The organism is Streptomyces sp. NPDC060064 (assembly GCF_042736455.1).
Lineage (GTDB): Bacteria > Actinomycetota > Actinomycetes > Streptomycetales > Streptomycetaceae > Streptomyces.
In genome coordinates this window covers 15437-37746 of the sequence record NZ_JBHWWF010000044.1, presented here as the reverse complement: position 1 = coordinate 37746, position 22310 = coordinate 15437, and the positions used below count along the sequence as shown (strand labels likewise).

The following is a 22310-nucleotide window of genomic DNA, read 5'->3' as shown; positions in this document are numbered from 1 at the left end:
CCGCTCCGTCCTGCCCGAGCGGCCTGCGGGGCGGCCCGCGATGAGCATGATGGCATCGCCCGAGGTCAACGCGATGATCTTCATCCTCACCGGGGAGAAGCTCATCGACGCGGATGAGGACCTCGCCTACGAGAGCCGCCGGCCGTACTCCGGTCTGGGCCGCAAGCTCGACAGGATGTCGTCGCTGATCGAGAAGTCCATCCACGACATCGCCGAGGTCATGCCCGACGACCTCTCCAAGTCGTACGCCAAGGCGATGGGCATGCTCATCGACGACGGCGGCAAGAACTACCTGCGCGATTTCGCCGAGCAACTCGACAAGATCGCCGAAGGCCGGCGCAAGACCTCCATGGACATCATGGAGTCCAAGTGGCAGGTCATCGCCGAGGTCATACGGCTGCTCATTGAGATCGCCATCTACCTGGCGATGTCCTTCTTCACCGGTGGCGCCTCGGCCAGCCAGATCATGATGGCCAAGCTGCGCAGCCGGTTCATGATCCTCACCACCCTCAGCCACCTGCTCCAGCGGCTGCACATCGCGCCCTCGCTGACCGAGGCGTTCGCCGAGGCGTTCACCACCTTCGCGGTGCGGCTGGCGATGATGAACTTCGCCCCCAACGGCCGCCGCCCCGACGGCTTCGACTGGAACGACATCCTCAAGTCGGCCGCGTTCGGCGCCGCCGCAGGCTTCCTCACCAGCATTTTCGACGACTTCGCGAAGAACATCGTCAAGAGCTACGACAACAACTTCCTCAAGAACGGCCCGGATCTCAACTTCAAGAACAACCCCAACCTCAGGAACCCCCCGAACCTCGACTTCAAGAACAACGGCCCGAACCCCAAGCCGAACCCCGACCCCACCCCGAAGGACCGCGACAACACCCCGAAGGACCGCCCGGACCCCAGCCCGTACGGGAACGGCCCCAACCTCACGACCAACACGCCGACCACCTTCCGGAACAACCCGCTCTCCTTCCGGAACAACACCAACCTGTGGCGCAACAACCAGATCCTGCGCAACAACGCCGACCGGCCGGGCGCGCTGGCCGGCCACTACGGGCTCAAGGGGACGGCCGACTTCCTCGCCGCCGGCTCCGGCGAGGCGCTCGCCGAAATCCTGATCAAGGGTGCCTTCGACGGCGACTGGTCCACCAGCTGGTCCACCTTCGTCGGCGCGGGTATCAGCAGCCAGGTGGAGGCCACGCTCACTGACACCGCCCTGAACAGCGGCGCCGAACTGCGCCACGCCATTGACAAGTTGCGCATGCCGCCGCCCACCGTCTCCGGAGGCAACAGCGACTCCGACACGCGGGACTCCGACGGGTCCACGCGTTCTCGCGACGGCGACGGCTCCGACCGTACCGGCGGTACCGACGGTCCCCCGCGTACGGACTCCTCGGGCGGCGCCGGTTCCACGCGCAACTCGCCTCCGCGCGTTACGCAACAGAACACCGGCCAGGGGGACTTCACCGGCAGCCAGTCGCCTCCGCCCTACTCCACCGAGGCCCCGCCGCCGTACACCACCCTGGACCCGCCGCCGTACTCCCCGGGCCCGTTGCCCGTGACCGCCGCCGAGAACGAGCTGTGGCAGCAGGTCCACAACGGTCCCGCCGAGGTCCGCGAGCAGGCGCTGCGCGACCTCGCCGCCCTGCGCGGCTCCCAGCCGCCCGGCAGCACCGAGATCGGCGTCCGTGACAGCCTGCACAGCAACCTGTCACAGGTGCCCGAGGTCCGGGTCGTGCCCGCCGGGAACGGCCCCGCCGCGCAGGTCGACACTGACGAGATCCGCCGCGCCCTCGACAGTTTCGGCACGCCGGTCACGGTGGACTCCCCGATCACCACGAGCACGTTCGGCAACGGCTCCACGGGCAACTTCGCTCCCGGTCCCGCCGGGAACGACGCCGACCCGGTGGCGGACCTCGACACGGACGTGCAGGTCGACAACACCAACAGCGCCGACAACACCGTCGTCACCGGCGACCGGGACGGTGTCGCGTCCGAGGCATCGCCGGACAACTCGGTCGTGGGTGCCCCGGAGAGCACCGTCCAGAACTCTCCGGACGAGGTGGTCTCGCAGGACGACCGTACGGCTCCGGTGCCGGGGCAGGGGGGCGGTCCCGTCGCCTCCAACAGCCCCACCACCTCCGCCGCGCCGGGCACGGGCTCGAACACCGGCTCAGGCACGGGCGCCCGACCGGGTGTCGTACCCGCCGCCGGAGGCACCCAGACCCCCTCCGCCGCGCAGCCCCAGGGCACGCAGGGCACCCCTGACTCGGACGGCACGGCTCCGGCGTACGGCTCCCGAACCACGACCGACGACGCCTCGCAGATCTCGCAGTCGCCGGAGACTGGTACTCCTTCGGAGACCTCCTCCTCGGAGACCTCCTCCTCGGAGACCTCCTCTCCTTCGGAGATCAGCCCGCCGCCGGAGATCAACACGCCACCGGCGACCACATCCTCGCCGGAGGCGGTCAACTCGGGCGAGAGCAACAGCACTTCGGGCTCCACCGAAAGCGACCCCACCCCGGCCCCCGACATCACCACCGCCCCGCCGAAGGTGGGCACCACCGGCTCGTACGCCGACACGGGCGACGTACGCGATGTCGGCGATGCACGTGACGTCGGCGGCCTGAGCGACGTGAAGGCCGGTCCTGCCCCGGCCGGGGGCCTCTCGCCCAGCCAGTCACCGCCATTGACGATCGTCGTCTCGGAGGTGCCGCCGCCGGGGGAGGGGACGCCGGAAGCGGCCGAGCTGTTGGACGGGGCCGGGGTCGACCGGGCCGTCGTACTCGGGCCGTCGGTCACGCCGGACGGAGCGGGGCGTCCGGTACGCGCCGCCGTCGAGCTGACCCGCGAGGGCCCGGGTGCCCCGGTCCGGGTCCGCCCGCTCACCGGCCCCCCGACTGCCGTGATGCCGGACGGCACTCCCGACACCTCGGACGCCGCGTTCCCCGGCGCGGACGTGCTGCTGCCGCTCGCCGACGCCCTCGGACCGGCCCCTGCCACCACATCCGGCCCCGCCACGCAGAGCACCGCGACTACCGACAGCGACCCGGTCATCGCCCCGGCTACGCGCCCGAAGGTGGTCTCGGGCGCGACGTCTTTCGTGGATGGCAATGGAGCCGGCCCGGACTCCACGGCCACCAGCCTGCCCGCCGCGGCCAAGCTGGCCACCCTGTCCCGGCCTTGGACCGACACGGCCACCGACCTGTACCTGGAATCGGGCAACAGCAACAGCAACAGCAACAGCGACAGCAACAGCAACGGCGACAGCAACAACAACGGAGTCGGCGGACACGGCCCCGGCGGCGGTCGTAGGCCCGGGAACGGCAGCACCTCGCCGCCGCCCACCACGTCGGACAACTCCCCGGCGCCACCCCCTGTGGCGCTCCCCGCGGCGCCCCCGCCCACGGGGCGGATCGTCGTGCGGCCCGCGAACAGCGGCGCTGCCGCCGACAACGGAAACGGTCCTGCACGGCGCTCGGGCGAGCCGCTCGTCACTACCCTGGACGGCCACACGGTGCCCGTCGCGCAGCTGCGGCGCTGGGTGCCGAACGCGACCGCCAAGCCTGAACCGGGGCGCGCCATACAGACGTTGACCATCTCGCAGGGCCCGGCCGAGGACGGTACGGCGCACAACGCGGGGCGTCGCGCGCTGCTGGGCCAGGACACCTTCCGCGGCGTGCGCACCACTTCCACTCAACCGGCCCCGGGGACCGTCGCGGACCCGCCCGCCCGCCGTACCGTGTTCACCGGCCCGCCGACCGCGCTCCCCGGGTCGGGCACCGAGCGCGGCGCCGACTACTTCGCGGGGCACGGCACCTCCCGTACCGTCACTCTCGGTACCGAGGACGCGGCGCGACCCACCGTGAAGGTCAGCGGCGTACAGCTCGGCGAGGTGCTCAAGTCCTGGGCGCAGGACGGCGATCAGGACCGGCCACTGGTGCTGTTCTCCTGCGAGACCGGGCGGCAGCCGCAGGTGGCGGGTCTGCCGGTGGCACAGCACGTGGCGAACCGGACCGGGCGGCAGGTGTACGCGCCGACCACCGAGGTGGGCACCGCACGGGACAGGGACGGCACCGTACGCGCGGTGCTCACCGAGGGCTCGGACGGGCCGGGGGGGTGGCGGCTCTTCACCCCTGAGCCCAGCGGTGTTGACCTGGACGATCTGGCGCGCGACGCCGGCCTGCACGCGGGCCCCGAACCGGCCGACGCCTTCGCCCGGGCCCGTACCCTCCAGCAGATCCGCACGCTGCGCGAGGCCCTCGGCCCGGATGCCGAACAGCGGCCGGAGAAAAGGGAGTTGCTCGCCGGACTCGCCTTCGTGGACAACCTGCGCTGGCTCAGCCCGGACACCGCGGCCCGCTACGGCGACGGCCGGATGACCCCGGACCTGCTGCGCCGGATGGTCGTCGACCGGGGCGGTGCGAAGAGCGGCACCACCACCGATCCGGGCGCCGATCCCACGGTCGAGCAGTACGCCGATTTCCTGCGCACCGCAGCCGAGTTGCGTTCCACCGCAAGGCCCGACACCACGCTCGACGCCCTGCTGCCCCCGCCGCCGCCCGCGCTCCCGCCCACCACCCCCGTGTCGCCGGAGGACGTGCGCGGTCTCTCCTACGCGCCCTCCGCACAGATCACCTGGTCGCTCTCCAGCACCCCGCTGCCACTGTCCGAACTGGGCCTGAGCTCCGAGGACACCGCCGAACTCGCCCGCCGCAGGCCCGACCTGGCGCCCGCGTCGAGCCGCCCGGAGAGCCTCGCCGAGGACATGACCCTCCTCAGCAAGGTCACCCCCGGCACGGTGGACACCGTGAACGCGGACGGCCTGTCCTTCCGGCGCCTGGACACCCCGGGCGGCGGAAACTGCCTCTTCCGGGCGGCGCTCGACAGTGCGCGCGGCCAGGCCGTACCACCCGCGTGGGCCGCACGGAACGTCGCCGGCCTGCGCCGTCTGCTGAGCGACCGGATCACCGCGTCCGAACTGGGCGACGCCGTGGCCCTGGCGATCCCGGACCCGGTGTTCTCCGTGGTGGACGACCTGCGGATGCGTGCCGTCGCCGGGGCGCAGGACCCGGCCGAGCGGAGCCGGATCACCCAGCTCTGGAACCGGATCGCGCAGGATGTCGTCACCGACGGCGACGCCGGCGAATGGCAGCGGATCCTCCGGGAGAGCGACTACCCGCACCTCGCAGACGTGGCGCCCACCCCCGCCGACGCGTGGCGGCTCGGCGCCAAGGAACTCGTCGGCGCGGCGGCCGAGCTCCCGGCACTGTGGGCTTCTCCCTTCGCCGACCAGCTCCCGGAAGCACTGGCACACACCCTCGACCTCGATCTGCGGCTCGTCCAGCCCGACCCGCGGTCGCCGGGGAGCACCTTCGTCAACACCCTCAACCCGGGCGGCCAGGGCGGCGCCCTGCACCTGGCCTACAACGGCACCGACCACTACGACGCTCTGGTCCCGGCCTCGGCGCCGCTCACGCCCGTACCGGACCCGAACACCACCCCGGAACCGAACGGCTCCGACCCCTTCGGGGAGTGGCTGCGCAGCATGGGCGGGGTCACCGACCTCGACGGGCCCCACACCGAGGCCCCCGACCGGGGCGACCCGGCACCACTGGAGACCCAGCTCGAACGGCATCGCCCGGCCCGGCTGCTGACCGGCCAGGACGCCCGGCCGCCGGGCCCGGTACCGACCACCGTCACCTTCGAGGACGGCAGCCGGCTGCCCACGATTCTGATCCATCCGGACGCCGACCCGGGTGACGGCACCCCGGCCGGTCGGCCGGACGGCACCCCGCGCGGTCGCCCCACCGGACTCTTCACCGGCCCGGGCAAGACGACGCTGCGCTCGCCCGAGCAGGTGGCCGAGGAGATCCTGAGCAAGCTGCCGAAGAAGCTGCGCGCCCAGTTCGACGATGCGGAGCTGCTGCGCCTGCTGACCGAGCAGCCCGGCGCCTTCACCGCCCCGCGCGGCGCGCGCTTCGTGGGCCGGGAGAAGTCCCGCGTCGGCCACGAGATGACGGTCGAGGCCATCCCGTACCACCGCTGGGAGCGCTTCTCCGACGTGAACGGCGGCACCGTCCGGCTGGACACCATGCGACGCGGCCAGGCCGGTACGGGCGGCGGGCGCAGCGTCGGCTTCGGGCGCCGGATCGCCGGAGGGCTGAGCATGGGCCCGCCGCTCAACTGGCTGCTGAAGATCGGTGTTTCGCTGGGCTGGACCCGCAGGACCGACTACGCCCAGGGCACCCAGGCGTACAACCAGTCCGAGTGGCGCGCCCACGAGGGCTCGCACCTGCACCTGGACGACGTCCACTACCGGGTGCGGGTGGACCGCGTCACCGAGGCACCGAAGACCACCGGCCCCGACAATTCGTCCGGCCCGGGCAGTACCCCGGTCAACCAGCCCAACTCGCCGCTGCCGAAACCACATTGGCAGCGTACGCAAGTGCACTCCGCGGAGTTCGCGATGCGCGACGGGCTGAGCTGGCGGCTGCCGGACGACCTCACCGTGCCCTACAAGGGACCGCAGCGCGCACCGAAGACGCTCACCTTCCCGGACGGGGTCGAGCCGCGGATCACCGACACCACCGGGCTGCACCTGACGGATCCGCCGGAGGACATGGCGCTGGCCATCTCCGGGGCGCGACCAGGGAGTTCGGCGCATCGCACCCTGGTCTCGTACGTTCGTCCGGGGCGGCTGCTCGCCCTGTTCGGCCGGTTCTCCGGGCCGGTCACCGGGCCCGAGCTGACCCGGGGCAGCGGACAGCACCCGCTGGGGCACCTGATCGTGGAGCGCTCGGTGCCGCACCGGGCCACGCTGGTCACCGAGTCGGTCAAGGCGGAGTTGCGCGACCTCACCCAGACCACCTACCAGAACGAGCGCGGCCACGTCCGTGACACCCGCCTGGGCATCCAGGTCACCGCCGGGCCGAACTACACCCTCGTCGGCGCGGAGACCGATGTGCGCCTCCAGGGCGGCCCGTTGGTCCGCGCGGACCTCAGCGCCGGGCGCGGCCACTACCTCGGCGTCGACGCGGCCCGGAAGACCACCGGCCGGGTCCGCAACCACCCGATCGCCCTGTACCGGGTGGAGCGCACCCTGATGGTGCGCAAGCCCGGCGAACCGCCGTCGGCCGCCCGCCCGGTCCGGGTGGTCAGCCTGGACTGGATCTCCACCCAGGACGCCCGACGCCTCGCGGGCTGGGACAGCCGCACGCCCGGCCAGTCGGGCCCCAACCCGGACGCCGAGCCGCCGGTGCCGTGGTACCTCACCCGAGAGGACCCGGTCCACCTGAGCGGTCAGGTCCGCGCCGAGGGCTTCCGCCCCGTCCGCCCGCAGCCCCAGGTACAGACACAGGTCCAGGTACAGCCGCAGCCCCTGGGGCAGACCCAGCCCCAGCCCCAATCTCAGGCACAGCCCCAGCCCCAGCCCCAGACCCAGCCGCAGACCCAATCTCAGGCACAGACCCAGCCGCAGGGGCAAAGCCAGAGTCAGCAGCAGCCGCCGGCTCAGCAGCCCGTCCCCCAGGACCCCATGCGGGCCTTCGCGGACGCCGTCCTGGACACGCTGCACCGCTCCTACCCGTCGCTGTTCGTCCCGCCACTGACGCTGCGGCACCCGCGGCTCGCCAAGTTCTGGTACGGCGACGGGCGGATGCGGACCGCGCTGCACAACGACCGCCAGGTGCGCGAGGCGCTGAACCGGCCCAGCCTGGCGCAGAGCCTGGACGACCTGACCACCACCGGGGTGCCGGTCACCCTCACCGAGGACGGCAAGGTGCGCCGCGGCCACCACACGCTCATCCTCCGGGCACGCCTCACCGACCGGCAGTTCGAGACCACCATGAGCGAGCGCTCGCTGCGCAACGCGGTGATCGGCACCGAGGTCTCGGGCCAGGGGCAGCAGGCGTCCCTCACCCTCTCCGGAGGTGTCGAGCTGGGAGTCTCGCCCCGCGACCACAACAAGGTGCCCGACGTCGGGCTGCCCCGTCAGGCCGGCAACGTGACAGTCGGGGTCCGTCACGCCAAGACCGACCAGAAGGCCACCAGGAACACGGTCGCGGTGGCCCACGACCAGCTGACGTTCCAGACCGGCGCCGACCTCTACAGCTACCAGGTGGAGCTGGGTGCCTCCTTCGAGGGCCACCGCCGCCCGCGCGGCTGGGCCCGGCTCGCCTCGGTCGGCCTGCTCGGCGCGGGCGTCTTCGTCAGCAAGGTCGAGGAACGGCCACTGTTCACCCGGGGCAACGAGACCGTGGGCCGCGTGGAGCTGGCCGTGCCCGCCGCGCACGGCTCCGACCGCCACGCCCCCGCCGACCCGCCGCCCACCGGGCCGGCACCGGCGACCGCGGCCGTACCGCAGCAGCTCTCCTCCACCGAGGCGGACCAGCTCCTCGACGGCACCCGCCCGCTGCCCAGGACGGACTCGCCCGACCGGCAGCTCACCAAGAAACTGCTGAGCGTTCCGCACGTGGTACTGAGCGCCGAGGGCGGCCCGCAGCGCCAGCAGCTCATGCAGGACACCGCCGACCGTGCCTCGGGCACCTCCTGGCACGTCAGCGCACCCGGCGCCCCGGTGCGCACCGCGCTGCGCCGGGCGATGGCCAACCTCAGCGTGGCCGGGCAACTCGGCCAGTATCTGGGCCCGTTCGGTTCTCGCGTCGCCGGACTCAACGGCGCCGGACCGTTCCGTACCCATTACCTCAAGGCGGTGGTCCGCGGCGAACTGGGCAACTTCCGGGTCAAGAGCGACCCGAAGCCGGCCAGCCTCGAGGCCACCATCGGCAACGAGCACCGCGTCGCCGGCAGCACGAGCACCGTCTCCCGTACCACCGTCGGCCTCCAGGGTGCCGACATGCCGCTGCAGCAGGCCCCGGGCAAGTCGGCGGTGGTCGGCTCCTACTCGACCGCCCTGCAGTACGCCTGGGGCAAGGGCCGCAGCGTCTCGCAGACCCTCACCCGGGGACGCAACACCACCCTCACCTTCGCCGGGCGCATGTACCTGGTGGTCGCCGACGCCGCCGAGACCGTCGCGGTACGGGACCGCTGGACGGCCGCGATGGGCACGGTGGGCACCCGCGCCGGCGCCCGTATCAGCTCCGCGGCCGGTCGGCTCTCCGAGCGCCTCGGCGACAGTCTCGCCCCACGCCGGGCCGCCGCCGCGCTCCAGCGCATCCGTGACGCGGTGATGTTCCACCTCCCGATGCAGGACGTCATCGAGGCCGGGCTCGCCCGGGACGGCCTGGGCATCACCACCCCGCACAACCTCGGCGGCGGCTACCGGGTGCCCCCCTACCTGCGCAACCGCCGCTTCCCCACCCACCCCAGCGGCCAACTCGACGCCGGCCCTGCGGCACAGCAGCTGATGGGGCAGCTGGAGAAGATCGGGGTGCCCTCGCACGACCGGGAGCAGGTCCTCCAGCGGCTCTCCCCGGACTTCCTCCGCGGCCACCTGCACGAGCTGACGACCGACGGGATGAACCTGCCGGTCCGCTACCGCGCCTGGTCCAGCCCGCACCACCTGCCGGTCGGCGGCAGCCCCGGACAGGTCCAATTCAAGCTGACTCCGGTCACCACCACCGTGGACAGGCTGCGTACCGGCTACGAGCTGGAGGACTACCGCACCATCGCCCGCGACGACGCCGACGGCACCTCCCAGGACCGCGGCGCCGACGTGACGCTCAGCGCCGGTCAGCGCGCGGCGGAGAGCGGCATTCTCGTCGCCAACCCCTCGCTCCAGGGCACCGCGGCCAAGCAGCGGTCGAGCACCCGGACCCGGACCGCCGGCACCACCGCGATGCCGAACATCGCCACCACCCAGGCGCACGCCGAGATCGTCACCAGCTACGTCCTGACCGTCACCATGACGGACGCGACGGGTGATCCGCTCACCCCGGGCGTCAACACCCCGGTCGGAAGCCTCAATGAGATCCTCCCGGCGAACCTGCTGACCCCGGACGGCGACGGTGCCGACGGCGCGCTCACCGAGCAGGACGTGCCGGAACCCGAACGCGCGGTGAAGATGCTGACCGCCGCCCAGGCCCGCCCGGAGGGCATCGCCGCCTGGCGCACCTCCGCCGCCGGGGACGGCACCGGTGGCGCCGACCCGGACATCCTGCCCTTCGACGACCGGATCGGCTCCGGCATCCTCGCCGTGGACATCCGCGGCGCCGCCAACGTGCAGGACGCCCTGACCCTCGCCACCGCGCGCGCCGACGGCCTCGGCGACAGCGACCTCGGCAAACGGCACACAGGCAAGGTGCTCGACTCACGCGTGCGCATGGCCCGCCAGACCCCGCTCACCGGCCTCGGCACCGCCCCCGCCCAGGCCCAGCAGGAGGCCACCGCGCAGGGCGGTCTGACCGCCGGTTTCCGCGAGGCGCTCGGCGCGAACGGCTCACCGCTGCCCGCCCAGGCCTCCGCGCGCCTCTTCGGGCAGTACCACACCGCGGACTCCCGCCTCTACGCGAAGATGCACAGCCGCGGCGCCCGCCTGCTCGCTGTGGAGAACAAGCCGCGCATGGAGGCCATGCAACGGGCGAAGACCTCCGACGCGCTGGAGGCCGGCATCACCGACAACGTCGAGGGAGCCGTGGGCACCGCGCCGATGGCGGGCAACAGCAACGCGGGTGTGACCAACCCGGGCGCCACGGCCCCGATCGGTGGCTCGAACGACGGCACCGTGCTCAAGGGCACCGCGGACACCACCCTCGGCACCCACCTCAAGGTCGTCACCGACCGGAGCATGCTCTTCGCGCTGCCGGTGAGCTGGCTGTCCGTGGCCGAGGCGGACCACCGCATCACCGACAGCCGCCCGCTGCACGTGCTCGGCAAGGCCAAGCGCGGGCCGCGCGCCGCCGAGGCCGAGACCACCGCCCTGGTCTGGCTGCGCGAGGACATCGCCCGCGACTACGGCCTCCTGGACGACACCACGTTCCCCGACGAGGTCCTCGCGGCCTGGGGCGACCTGTCCAAGGCGGCGGGCGACCTCGCCGCGGCCGAGAAGGGTTACTACGACGCACGGGCGCGGGCCCGGGAGACGTGGCTCGACCTGAGCCCGGCGGAACAAGCCGCGCTCGGCGACGACAACTCCGGTCCGCCGACCGATCTGCCGCAGGACATGGTCTGGTCCCCAGCCGTCGTCGCCTGGCAGGCCGCCCGCCAGGAGGTCCACCGGTGGGAGCAGCACACCGACGCCGCCGCCCGGGACCACCACCGGCTGCACCTGGCCGCCTCCCGCCTCACCGCGCACCACCAGGGTTCGGCCTCCGTCCCGGTGCCGGACCGGCCGCAGGAGTACGCCGAGCCGGGCTGGCGCTCCGAGGCACCCGAGCCGTACGTCATCACCGACGGGACGGACTCCGCCCCACGCACCCTCACCTCGCCGGACGGCGCCACGGTGCGCGAGGTGCACGACATGCCGCACGACGGCGCCTCGTTCTTCCACGCGCTGCTCGCTGCCGCCGAGGCCCGAGGCCGCCTGCCCCACCTGCTCGGCACCGACCTCGCCGACCGGTTCACGGGCGCCTCCGGCGACCCGGCGGTCACCGCGGAGGCCATCGGCACCGCCCGCGACCGCCTCGCCTGGGAGCTGGGCGAGGACGGCAACGAGGACCTGCTCGACGCCCTCGCCCTGGACGCCGAGGACACCTTCACGCAGGACGAACTCGACGCCGCGGGTGTGCAGTTGACCCCGGCGCAGCAGACCGAGTTCGATGCCTTCGGCCGACTCCCGCAGACCTACTGGCCGACCCCCGCGCAGCGGGTGGCGCTGGCCACCGCGGCCCTGTCCCGCCCGTTCGCGAGTGAGCCGCTGCAGGACGGCGGCACGGAGCGCCCGGACGGCGAACAGGCCCGGCCCGAACGCCGCGCCGGGGATCACGGCGGAGCCGACCTGCTGCCCGCCCTCGCCGCCCGCGTCCTGGGCACCCCGCTCACCGTGGTGACCGGTGAGGGCCGCGACCAGCTCTTCCTCCCGCACGGCACCGATCCGGCCGCCGTCGACCCGGCCACCGATCCGGTCCTCTTCACCACCGACGGCTTCTTCCACGCCGCGCTTCCGCCCGGGACCTCGCCGCCGGTCGCCACCCCGTTGCCGGCCCCGGCGACGGTGACGACCGGTACGACCGCGGCAACTGCGACGACCGCGACCGGTACCGGTGCGAACACCGGGACATCGGCCGTGGGGAGCTCGGGTACCGACACCACGAGGAGCCCCGGGTCGGAGCAGCGGTTCGCGCACCGCAGCCACGCCACCCCGCCCTGGCTGCCGCCCGCCGACAGCAGCGGCCCGCGCTACCGCCTCGACCGCGACGGCGTCCTCACCGCACCCGACGGTGCCACCTACACCCAGGTCGCCCCCGCCGGCCGCGGCAACGGCTTTTTCGGCGCGCTCTCCACGGCCTTGCGACAGGCAGCGGAGCAGCCCGGACTGGACCGCCAGGAGGCGGCACGGCTGCGCATGCGCGCCGGGGCGTCGCCCGCCCAGCTGATGCGTCTGAACGGTCTGCCCGCCGACTCGACGGAACGCGACTCGCTCTTCACACCCCCACCCCTGCGGACCCGCCCCGGCGAGCCCGCGCCGAGCCAGGACGCCCGCGAGGGGCATCTGCGCCGCCACCTCGCCGAGGCCCCGTGGGGTCCCGGGGCCGACCGTGCGGTGGCCCGGTGGGCCGCCGCCGCGACCGGCACCACCGTCACCCTGATCGAGGAGAACGGAACCGCCCACACCTACCCCGGCCCGTCCGGCGACAGCGGTCCGCACCTTCGGCTCCGCCGCCGGGGCGGGGACTTCGTCCCCTTGAGCCTGCACACGCCTGCACCCACGCCGAAGGCTCCCGCGCCCAAGGACACGGAGCCGAAGGCACCGGAACCGAAAGGCTTGAAGGCGCCGGAGCCGAAGGCCCCGGTGCTGGAGGGTTCCGAGCTGAAGGGGCCCGAGGCACAGGTCACGACGTCCGTCGACACTGCTACGCCGGTCCCGCCCGTGCCGATCCCGCCCGTGCCGGATCCGGCCTCGCAGGACCCGGCTTTGCAGGACCCGGTCTCGCAGGACTCGACCCTGCAAGACCCGACCCCGCAGGACGCGCTCCTCCAGGACGCGGCCACCCTTCCGCTGCCCCCGTCACCGACGGGCAGCGACCTCCCGGGTCTCCTGGAGGAGGAGGCGTACGAGCTGAGCACGCTGTCCGGCACCGACGCGGGCTCCGACGCCCCCACGGACTCGGACACGGCGCCCGCCGCGCCGGAGCCGGTCCTCCGTCCCTTCAAGTTGGGGAACTTCGAGTTCACCAACCTGAACCAGACGGAGAGGTACGTCGACAAGGCGGTCCGGATCGTCGAGCTGCTCGACGAGCACAGCACCATCAAGAACTACGTCGGCGGCCGCCCTGTCCGGATCACCCTGCATGTGCGCACGACCGAGACGCCGGCCGACGTGCGTGACCTGGGCGACGACGGCGTCCAGATCAACCTCGCCAGCTATTACTTCGAGAAGTACGACATCGGTTACATCATGGGGATGCTGGCCCACGAGATTGGCCTGCACCCCCTCGCCTCGCGCAACACGGAGATTCCGGAGCAGGAGGAGGCGTACCGGGGTATGCCCCTGCCGGTGCCGGGACTGACCGACTTGGGGACGCCGCGCACCATGAACACCGAGGGGGCGGGCCAGGCCGACCACATCATGGCCGCCTACCCCCGTACCATCCGGCACGGCATCTACCGCGACATCGTCATAGAGATGGCCAAGGTGCTCGCGCAGCACGCGCGGGTCGGCGTGACGGGCGCCAAGTCCCAGGACGTCACCGACCTCTTCGACACCTACCTGATGGACCTCGCCTCCATCGCGGTCACCAGCGACTACCGGATGAACGCGGTCAAGGAGCCCAACTACACGGCGAGGGTCTACAACGCCTACAAGGAGATGCTCCGCGCCCAGTTGGCGGAGAACACCGCTCTTCGGGACCTCCTGCCGTCGAACAAGAGCCTGTTCGGCGTCGCACGGTCCTTCACCCAGCTCGCCACCAGCATCGCGACCAACAACCGCGGCGACAGCATCCAACAGCCCGTTGCTCCGGACCAGGCCGGAGGCAACACCGGCGAGGCACGCCCCAGACTTCCCGAGGCGGGCACCGGCCCCGCGCCGCAGACCGCGCCGTCCGCCACCTCGCCGACGCGCGGCCCGCGCGGCCCGCGCGACAGCCGACCCCGGTTCGTGGTGCGTTCAGGCTTCGACGCCCGGCGGTTCTCGTACCAGGGCAAGCCGGTCACCGACCTCACCGTCCGCATCGCGATACGGGGCACGGACGGCCAGGCCTCGAGCGTGTTCGACCAGCTCAACGCGGGCGTGAGCGAGTTCCTGAACGACCCGGACCACCGCCTGCCCAACGGCGACCGGCTGCACGTGACCGTCGAGCACGTCGATCCCACCGATGCGCCGCACCTGACCGTGAACCTGGCGGGCCGGGACCAGGCGATGAACCAGACCACCTGGTGGTCCGACGCCGCCCCGGTGCAGATGGCGCACGAGCTCACCCACCAGCTCGGCCTGCGCGACGAGTACCGGGACGCCGACTCCCCGCACCGCCCGCACATCCTCGGCAGCCTGCTGGGCGACCTCGACGGAGCTACCGAAGACGCCTCCCTCGCCCCCGCCGGCCTGCGCGACCGGCACATGGCCCTGCTCGGAGCGCTCATCGGCGACGTGACCCCGGCGCCTCAGCAGAACGGCGACCAGGCCGACCAGAGCTGGGCGGCGGCCCGGAGCGCCGCCGCTGCGGAAACCCGCGAGTCCATCTGGGTCGACCCGGTCTCCCTGCCCCGACCCGCCGACGGCCCGGCAGCCACCGAGGTACCGGCTCACATGCAGCAGGGCTCGGACACGGCGCCCGCCGCGCCGGAGCCGGTCCTCCGTCCCTTCAAATTGGGGAACTTCGAGTTCACCAACCTGAACCAGACGGAGAGGTACGTCGACAAGGCGGTCCGGATCGTCGAGCTGCTCGACGAGCACAGCACCATCAAGAACTACGTCGGCGGCCGCCCTGTCCGGATCACCCTGCATGTGCGCACGACCGAGACGCCGGCCGACGTGCGTGATCTGGGCGACGACGGCGTCCAGATCAACCTCGCCAGCTATTACTTCGAGAAGTACGACATCGGTTACATCATGGGGATGCTGGCCCACGAGATTGGCCTGCACCCCCTCGCCTCGCGCAACACGAAGATCCCCGAGGAGGAGGAGCTGTACCGGGGTATGCCCCTGCTGGTACCGGGACTGGAGACCCTGAAGACGCCGCGCTTCATGAACACCGAAGGCGCCGGCCAGGAGGACCACGTCATGGCCGCCTTCCCCCACACCATCCGGCACGGCATCTACCGCGACATCGTCCTGGAAATGGCCGGGGTGCTCGCGCAGCACGCACGGGTCGGCGTGACGGGAGCCAAGGCAAAGGACGTCACCGACCTGATCGACACCTACCTGATGGACCTCGCCTCCATCGCGGTCACCAACGACCACCGGGCGAGGGCGATCAGGGACCCCAACTACACGGCAAGGGTCTACAACACCTACAAAGCCCAGCTGGCCGAGCACATCGCCCAGGACAGTCCCGTCCGCCCCTTGCTGCCCGTCGACAAGGGAAGGTTCGGCGTCCTCGGAGACTTCGCCCAGCTCGCCACCAGCGTCGGAACCAACAACCGCGGCGACAGCATCCAGCAACCCGTTGCTCCGGACCGGACCGGCGGCAACACCGGCGAGGCACGCCCCAGACTGCCCCAGACCACCGACACCGACACCGGCACCGACCGCACGGCGACCACCGGCGTCCCGGCCCGTGTGCCGCAGAACCCGAACACGACGTCCGCAGCACCGGAGCCGGTCCTCATCCCCTTCAAGTCCGGGAACTTCGAGTTCACCAACCTGAAGCACACGAACGAGGGGTACCGCGACAAGGCGGTCCGCATCATCGAGCTGCTCCGGAAGCACGACACGATCCGGGACTACGTCGGCGGCCGCCCTGTCCGGATCACCCTGCACCTCCGTACGACGGAGACCCCGGCCGATGTGACGGACCGTGGTGATGCCGGTGTGGACATCAACCTTGCCAGTTACTACTTCGAGAAGTACGACATCGGTTACATCATGGGGATGCTGGCCCATGAGATCGGCCTGCACCCCTTGGCCTCGCGGGACACGAGCATCCCCGACGAGGAGGGGATGTTCGCGGGGGTTCCGCTGACGGTTCCGGGGCTGACGGACCTGAAGACGCCACGGACCATGAACACCGAGGGTGCCGGTCAGGCCGACCACATCATGGCCGCCTTCCCCAGCAGCACCAGGCACCGGATCTACCGCGACATCGTGCTGAAAATGGCCGGTGTCCTGGCGGAGGATGCGCGAACGGGGGAGGAGGGCGCCAAGGCCAAGGACGTCACGGACCTGATCGACACCTACCTCATGGACCTGGCCACGATCGCGCTCACCAACGACAAGCGTAAGGACGCGGCGTGGGAACCGCGGTACACGGCCAAGGTCTACAACGCGTACAAGGCGCAGTTCGCAGCGCAGTTGGCGCAGGACAGCCGGGTGCGGGGTCTGCTGCCGGCTGACAAGAGCTGGTACAACGTCACGAGCAACTTCCTGGGCCTGGGTAGCAGCGTCGCCTTCAACAACCAGGGCGACAGCATCCAGACCGTTTCTCCGGTGCAGGCCGGCACCTCGGCACAGGCCGAAAGCGACACAGGCGAGGCCCGTCCCCGGCTTCCGCAGGGGAGCACCGACACCGCGCTCCAGACGCAGCTCCCCGGCACATCGCAGCCAAGGGGACCGCGTGACAGCCGCCCCCGCTTCGTGGTCCGGTCGGGTTTTGACGCGCGGCGGTTCACGTACGACGGTGATCCGGTCACCGACCTGACCGTCCGCATCGCGATACGGGGCATGGACGGGCAGGCCTCGCGCGTGATCGACCAGCTCAAGTCGGGTGTCAGCGGATTCCTCAACGTTCCCGGTTACCGGCTGCCCAACGGTGACCTGCTGCACGTGTCCGTCGAGCTGGTTACGCCTTCGGGCTCGCCGCACCTGACCGTGGACCTGGCCAACCGGGATCAGACCATGGATCAGAACACCTGGTGGGCGGATGCCGATCCGGTGCAGATGGTGCATGAGCTGACGCACCAGCTCGGGTTGCGGGACGAGTACCGGGATGCCAACTCCCCGCACCGTCCGCACATTCCGGGGAGCCTGCTCGGTGACCTGAACGCGGGCCCCGAGGACTCTTCGCTCGCCGTCGCAGGTCTGCGTGGCAGGCACCTGGCGCTGCTCAGTGCGCTGATCGGGGACGTGACTCCTCAGCCGCAGCAAAGCGCGAAGGAGGACAGCGAGCAGACCTGGGACGCGCTACGCACCGGCGCCGACCCGGTCCTTCGCGAGGCGATCTGGGTGGATCCGGTCTCCCTGCCCCGACCGTCCTCCGACCGCGCGGCAGTCGCCGAAGTCGCTCAAGTCACTGGCGTCCCGGCCCGTATGCCGCAGGGTCCCAACGCGACGCCTGTTACCGCTACGGAGCCCGATTCGGGTCCCTTCGTGATGGAGAACTTCGAGTTCACGAATCTGAAGCGTTCGAATGAGCGGTACCGCGCGAAGGCGGTGCGGATCGTCGATGTGCTGAGGGATCACCCGACGATCAAGGCGTACGTGGGCGGCCGCCCTGTCCGGATCACCCTGCATGTGCGCACGACCGAGACGCCGGCCGACGTGCGTGACCTGGGCGAAGACGGGGTCCAGATCAACCTCGCCAGTTACTACTTCGAGAAGTACGACATCGGCTACATCATGGGGATGCTGGCCCACGAGATCGGCCTGCACCCGCTTGCCTCCCGGAACCGGGACATCCCCGATGAGGAGGAGATGTTCCGGGGCATCCCTCTGCCGGTTCCGGGGCTGGCCGACCTGAAGACGCCGCGCACGATGAACACCGACAACGCGGGTCAGGCCGACCACATCATGGCGGCATTCCCCAGCAGCACCAGGCACGGGATCTACCGCGACATCGTGCTGAAGATGGCGGAGATGCTGGCCGAGTTCGCGCAGGCGCATGTGCCCGGAGCCAAGCTCCAGGACGTCACGGACCTGATCGACTGCTATCTGATGGATCTGGCCTCTATCGCGATCACCAGTGACTATCGGGTGAACGCGGCCAAGGAGCCCGGTAACACCGCGAAGGTCTACAACGCCTACAAGGCGCTGTTCGCTGCGCGTATGGCTGAGGACAGCCCGATCCGTGCTCTGCTGCCCGCCGACAAGGGGATGTTCGGCGTGGTGCGGGAATTCGCCACACTGGCCGCAAGCGTCGCCACGAACAACCGCGGCGCCAGCATTCAGCAACCCATGCCGACGGACGAGGCCCGCCCCCGACTCCCGCAAGCAACCGACAACAGTCAGCAGACCGAGGAGAGCATCCAGCAAGCCCCGCCCGCAACACCGCAGTTGAGGGGTCCGCGCGACAGCCGGCCCCGCTTCGTGGTGCGGTCGGGCTTCGACGCGCGCCGCTTCTCCTACCAGGGCGAGCAGGTCACGGACCTCACCGTCCGGCTCGCGATACGGGGCCCCGAGGGTCAGACCACGCTCGTGGCCGATCAACTCGACTCAGGTGTACGGGATTTCCTCAACAACCCCGCTTACCGGTTGCCGAGCGGCGACCGCCTCCACGTCACCGTCGAGCACGTCGCCCCCTCGGACTCTCCGCACCTGACTGTGGACCTGGTGGGCCGGGACCGCGCGATGGATCAAAGCACGTGGTGGGCGGACGCCGATCCGGTGCAGATGGTCCATGAGTTGACCCACCAGCTCGGTCTGCGGGACGAATACCGTGACGCCGACTCCCCGCACCGCCCGCACATCCCGGGCAGTCTCCTTGGCGACCTGAACGCGGGCCCCGAGGACTCTTCGCTCGCCGTCGCCGGTCTGCGTGGTCGGCACCTGGCGCTGCTCAGTGCGCTGATCGGTGACGTCGACCCGCAACCTCAGAGCAAGCAGGACAGCGAACAGGGCCCCGAGCGGCACACCGAGCAGAGCTGGGACGCCGCCCGCACCGCTACCGAGCCGGTCCTCCGCGAGTCCGTCTGGGTGGACCCGGTCTCCCTGCCCCGCCCCACCGACAACACCGCGTCCACCGAAGTCCCGGCGCGCATGCTGCCGGACCTGAACGCGACACCAGCCACGGCCACCGAACCCACCCTCGTCCCCTTCACGATGGACAACTTCGAGTTCACCAACCTGAAGCACACGGATGAGAGGTATCGAGCCAAGGCGGTCCGGATCATCGATGTGCTGCGGAAGCACGACACGATCGCGGAGTACATCGGCACCCGCCCCTGCCGGATCACCCTGCACCTGCGCACGACCGAGACCCCGGCCGATGTGACGGACCGCGGTGACGCCGGCGTGGACATCAACCTTGCCAGTTACTACTTCGAGAAGTACGACATGGGCTTCATCATGGGGATGCTGGCCCACGAGATTGGTCTGCACCCCCTGGCCTCGCGGGACGCGGGCATTCACGACGAGGAGGACATGATCGCGGGGATGCCGTTGACCGTTCCGGGGCTGACGCATCTGACGACGCCGCGGATGATGAGCACCGAGGGTGCGGGTCAGGCCGACCACATCATGGCCGCGTTCCCGAGCAGTACCAGGCATCGGATCTATCGCGACATCGTCCTGGAAATGGCCAAGGTCCTGGAGGAGGATGCGCGGGGAGGCGAGGAAGGCGCGACGGAGCAGGACGTCACGGACCTGATCGACACCTACCTCATGGACCTGGCCACGATCGCGCTGACCAATGACAAGCGTAAGGACGCGGCGTGGGAACCGCGTTATACGGCGAAGGTCTACAACGCCTACAAGGCGCAGTTCGCAGCGCAGTTGGCGCAGGACAGCCGGGTGCGGGGTCTGCTGCCGGCTGACAAGAGCTGGTACAACGTCACGAGCAACTTCCTGGGCCTGGGTAGCAGCGTCGCCTTCAACAACCAGGGCGACAGCATCCAGACCTCGACGTTGGCACAGGCCGGCAGCGACACCGGTGAAGCCCGTCCCCGGCTTCCGCAGAGGAGCACCGACACGGCGCCCCAGACCCAGACACCCGGCGTACCGCAGCCAAGGGGGCCGCGTGACAACCGGCCCCGGTTCGTCGTGCGTTCCGGGTTCGACGCGCGGCGGTTCACCTACGACGGTGATCCGGTCACCGACCTGACCGTCCGCATCGCGATACGCGGCACGGACGGGCAGGCCTCACGCGTATTCGGCCAACTCAACGCGGGCGTCAGCGAGTTCTTTAACATGCCCGGCTACCGGCTGCCCGACGGTGACCTGCTGCACGTGACCGTCGAGCATGTCGACCCGGCCGACGCTCCTCACCTGACCGTGGACCTGGCGGGCCGTGACCGAACCATGGACCAGAACACCTGGTGGCCGGACGCCGATCCGGTGCAGATGGTGCACGAGCTGACCCATCAGCTCGGGTTGCGCGACGAGTACCGCGACGCCGACTCCCCGCACCGATCCCACGTCCCCGGCAGTCTCCTCGGCGACCTCAACGCGGACCCCGAGGACTCCTCACTCGCCGTCGCCCGGCTGAGGGGTCGGCACCTGGCCCTGCTGGGCGCGCTGATCGGGGACGTAACCCCGCAGCCGGAACCAAGCGCGCAGGAGGACACCGAGCAGACCTGGGACGCGGTACGCACCGGCACCGACCCGGTCCTCCGCGAGTCCGTGTGGGTGGACCCGGTCTCCCTGCCCCGACCGTCCGACAGCGGCACGGCAGTCACCGAAGTCACCGAGGTCCCGGCCCGTATGCCGCAGGACCCGAACGCGACCCCCACCGCCCCAGCAAGGGCCTACGTGCCTTTCTCGTCGGGGAACTTCGAGTTCACGAACCTGGCGCACACGAACGAGAGGTACCGCGACAAGGCGATCCGCATCATCGATCTGCTGCGGAAGCACGACACCATCAGGGAGTACATCGGCACCCGCCCCTGCCGCATCACCCTGCACCTGCGGACGACGGAGCCCCCGGCCGACGTGAGGGACCGCGACGATGACGGCGTGGACATCAACCTCGCCAGCTATTACTTCGAGAAGTACGACATCGGCTACATCATGGGCATGCTGGCCCACGAGATCGGCCTGCACCCGCTCGCCTCCCGCAACACGAACATCCCCGACGAGGAGGAGATGTTCCAGGGAGTCCCGCTGACCGTGCCGGGGCTGGCCGACCTCAGCACACCGCGCACCATGAACACCGAGGGCGCTGGTCAGGCCGACCACATCATGGCCGCCTTCCCCAGCAGCACAAGGCACCGGATCTACCGCGACATCGTCCTGGGAATGGCCAAGATCCTGGCGGAGGACGCGCAGGCCGGCGAGGAGGGTGCCAAGGCCCAGGACGTCACCGACCTGATCGACTGCTATCTGATGGACTTGGCCTCAATCGCCCTCACCAACGACCACCGGACGAACGCGGCGAAGGAGCCCAACTACACGGCGCGGGTCTACAACGCCTACAAAGACTTGTTCCAGGCCCAGTTGGCGGGAGCCACTGCGCTCCAGGCCCTTCAGGCCCTCCTGCCGTCCAACAAGAGCATGTTCGGCGTGATGAACGACTTCCGGCGCATCGCCACCCACGTCGCCATCGGCAACAGCGGCGACAGCATCCAGCAGGCCGGTACGACCTGAGGCGCGTGTGTCTCTGACGCACGCGCCTCCTGGCGCACATTCGGGGCGGGGCGCCCGACACACAGTCCGCCCCGCACCACCACGCCTCAGGAAACGGTCCGCACTCCCGCCAGCTCATCCGGCCCGACGGTGTGGCCCAGCAGGTGCAGCGGGCCCCGCTGTCACCCCGGCACGTTCCACGGCCTCGCAGTAGGCGAGGGCCGCTGACCGCGGCCGCCGGCGGCAGCTCCTCGGCGATCTCTCGGCTCAGGTCGCCGAGGTGCAGGAGACCGCCGCCCGGTAACGAGTACGTCCTGGCGTTCCCGCATCCGGGCCAGGCGCGGCCGGTGTCGAAGCAGTGCGGGAAGAAATCGTCGACCACCCCGGCCCCCGGCGCCAGCCGGTCCACGTCCAACAGGGCACCGGCGCTGCTCACCGCCGTCACCAGCAGACCGGCCCCGTACACCGCGTCGGGCAGTGCGGGCCCGGACTCCACCACCTCCACCTCACCGACCTGGCCACGATCCCGCAGCCGTTGCGCCAACCGCCGCAGCCGGGGTCCGCTGCCAGACACGTCGCACAGCAGCGGACGCCG

Annotated in this window: 1 protein-coding gene; it reads left to right on the top strand. The window is 70.9% G+C overall.

Going from position 1 to position 22310, the window contains the following annotated elements; genetic code table 11:
• The first annotated feature begins 40 nt into the window (after positions 1-40).
• Entirely contained in the window at positions 41-21736 is a 21696-nt protein-coding gene (locus ACFWDI_RS35250; protein WP_385310433.1) for a hypothetical protein, read from the top strand.
• Positions 21737-22310 lie beyond the last annotated feature (574 nt).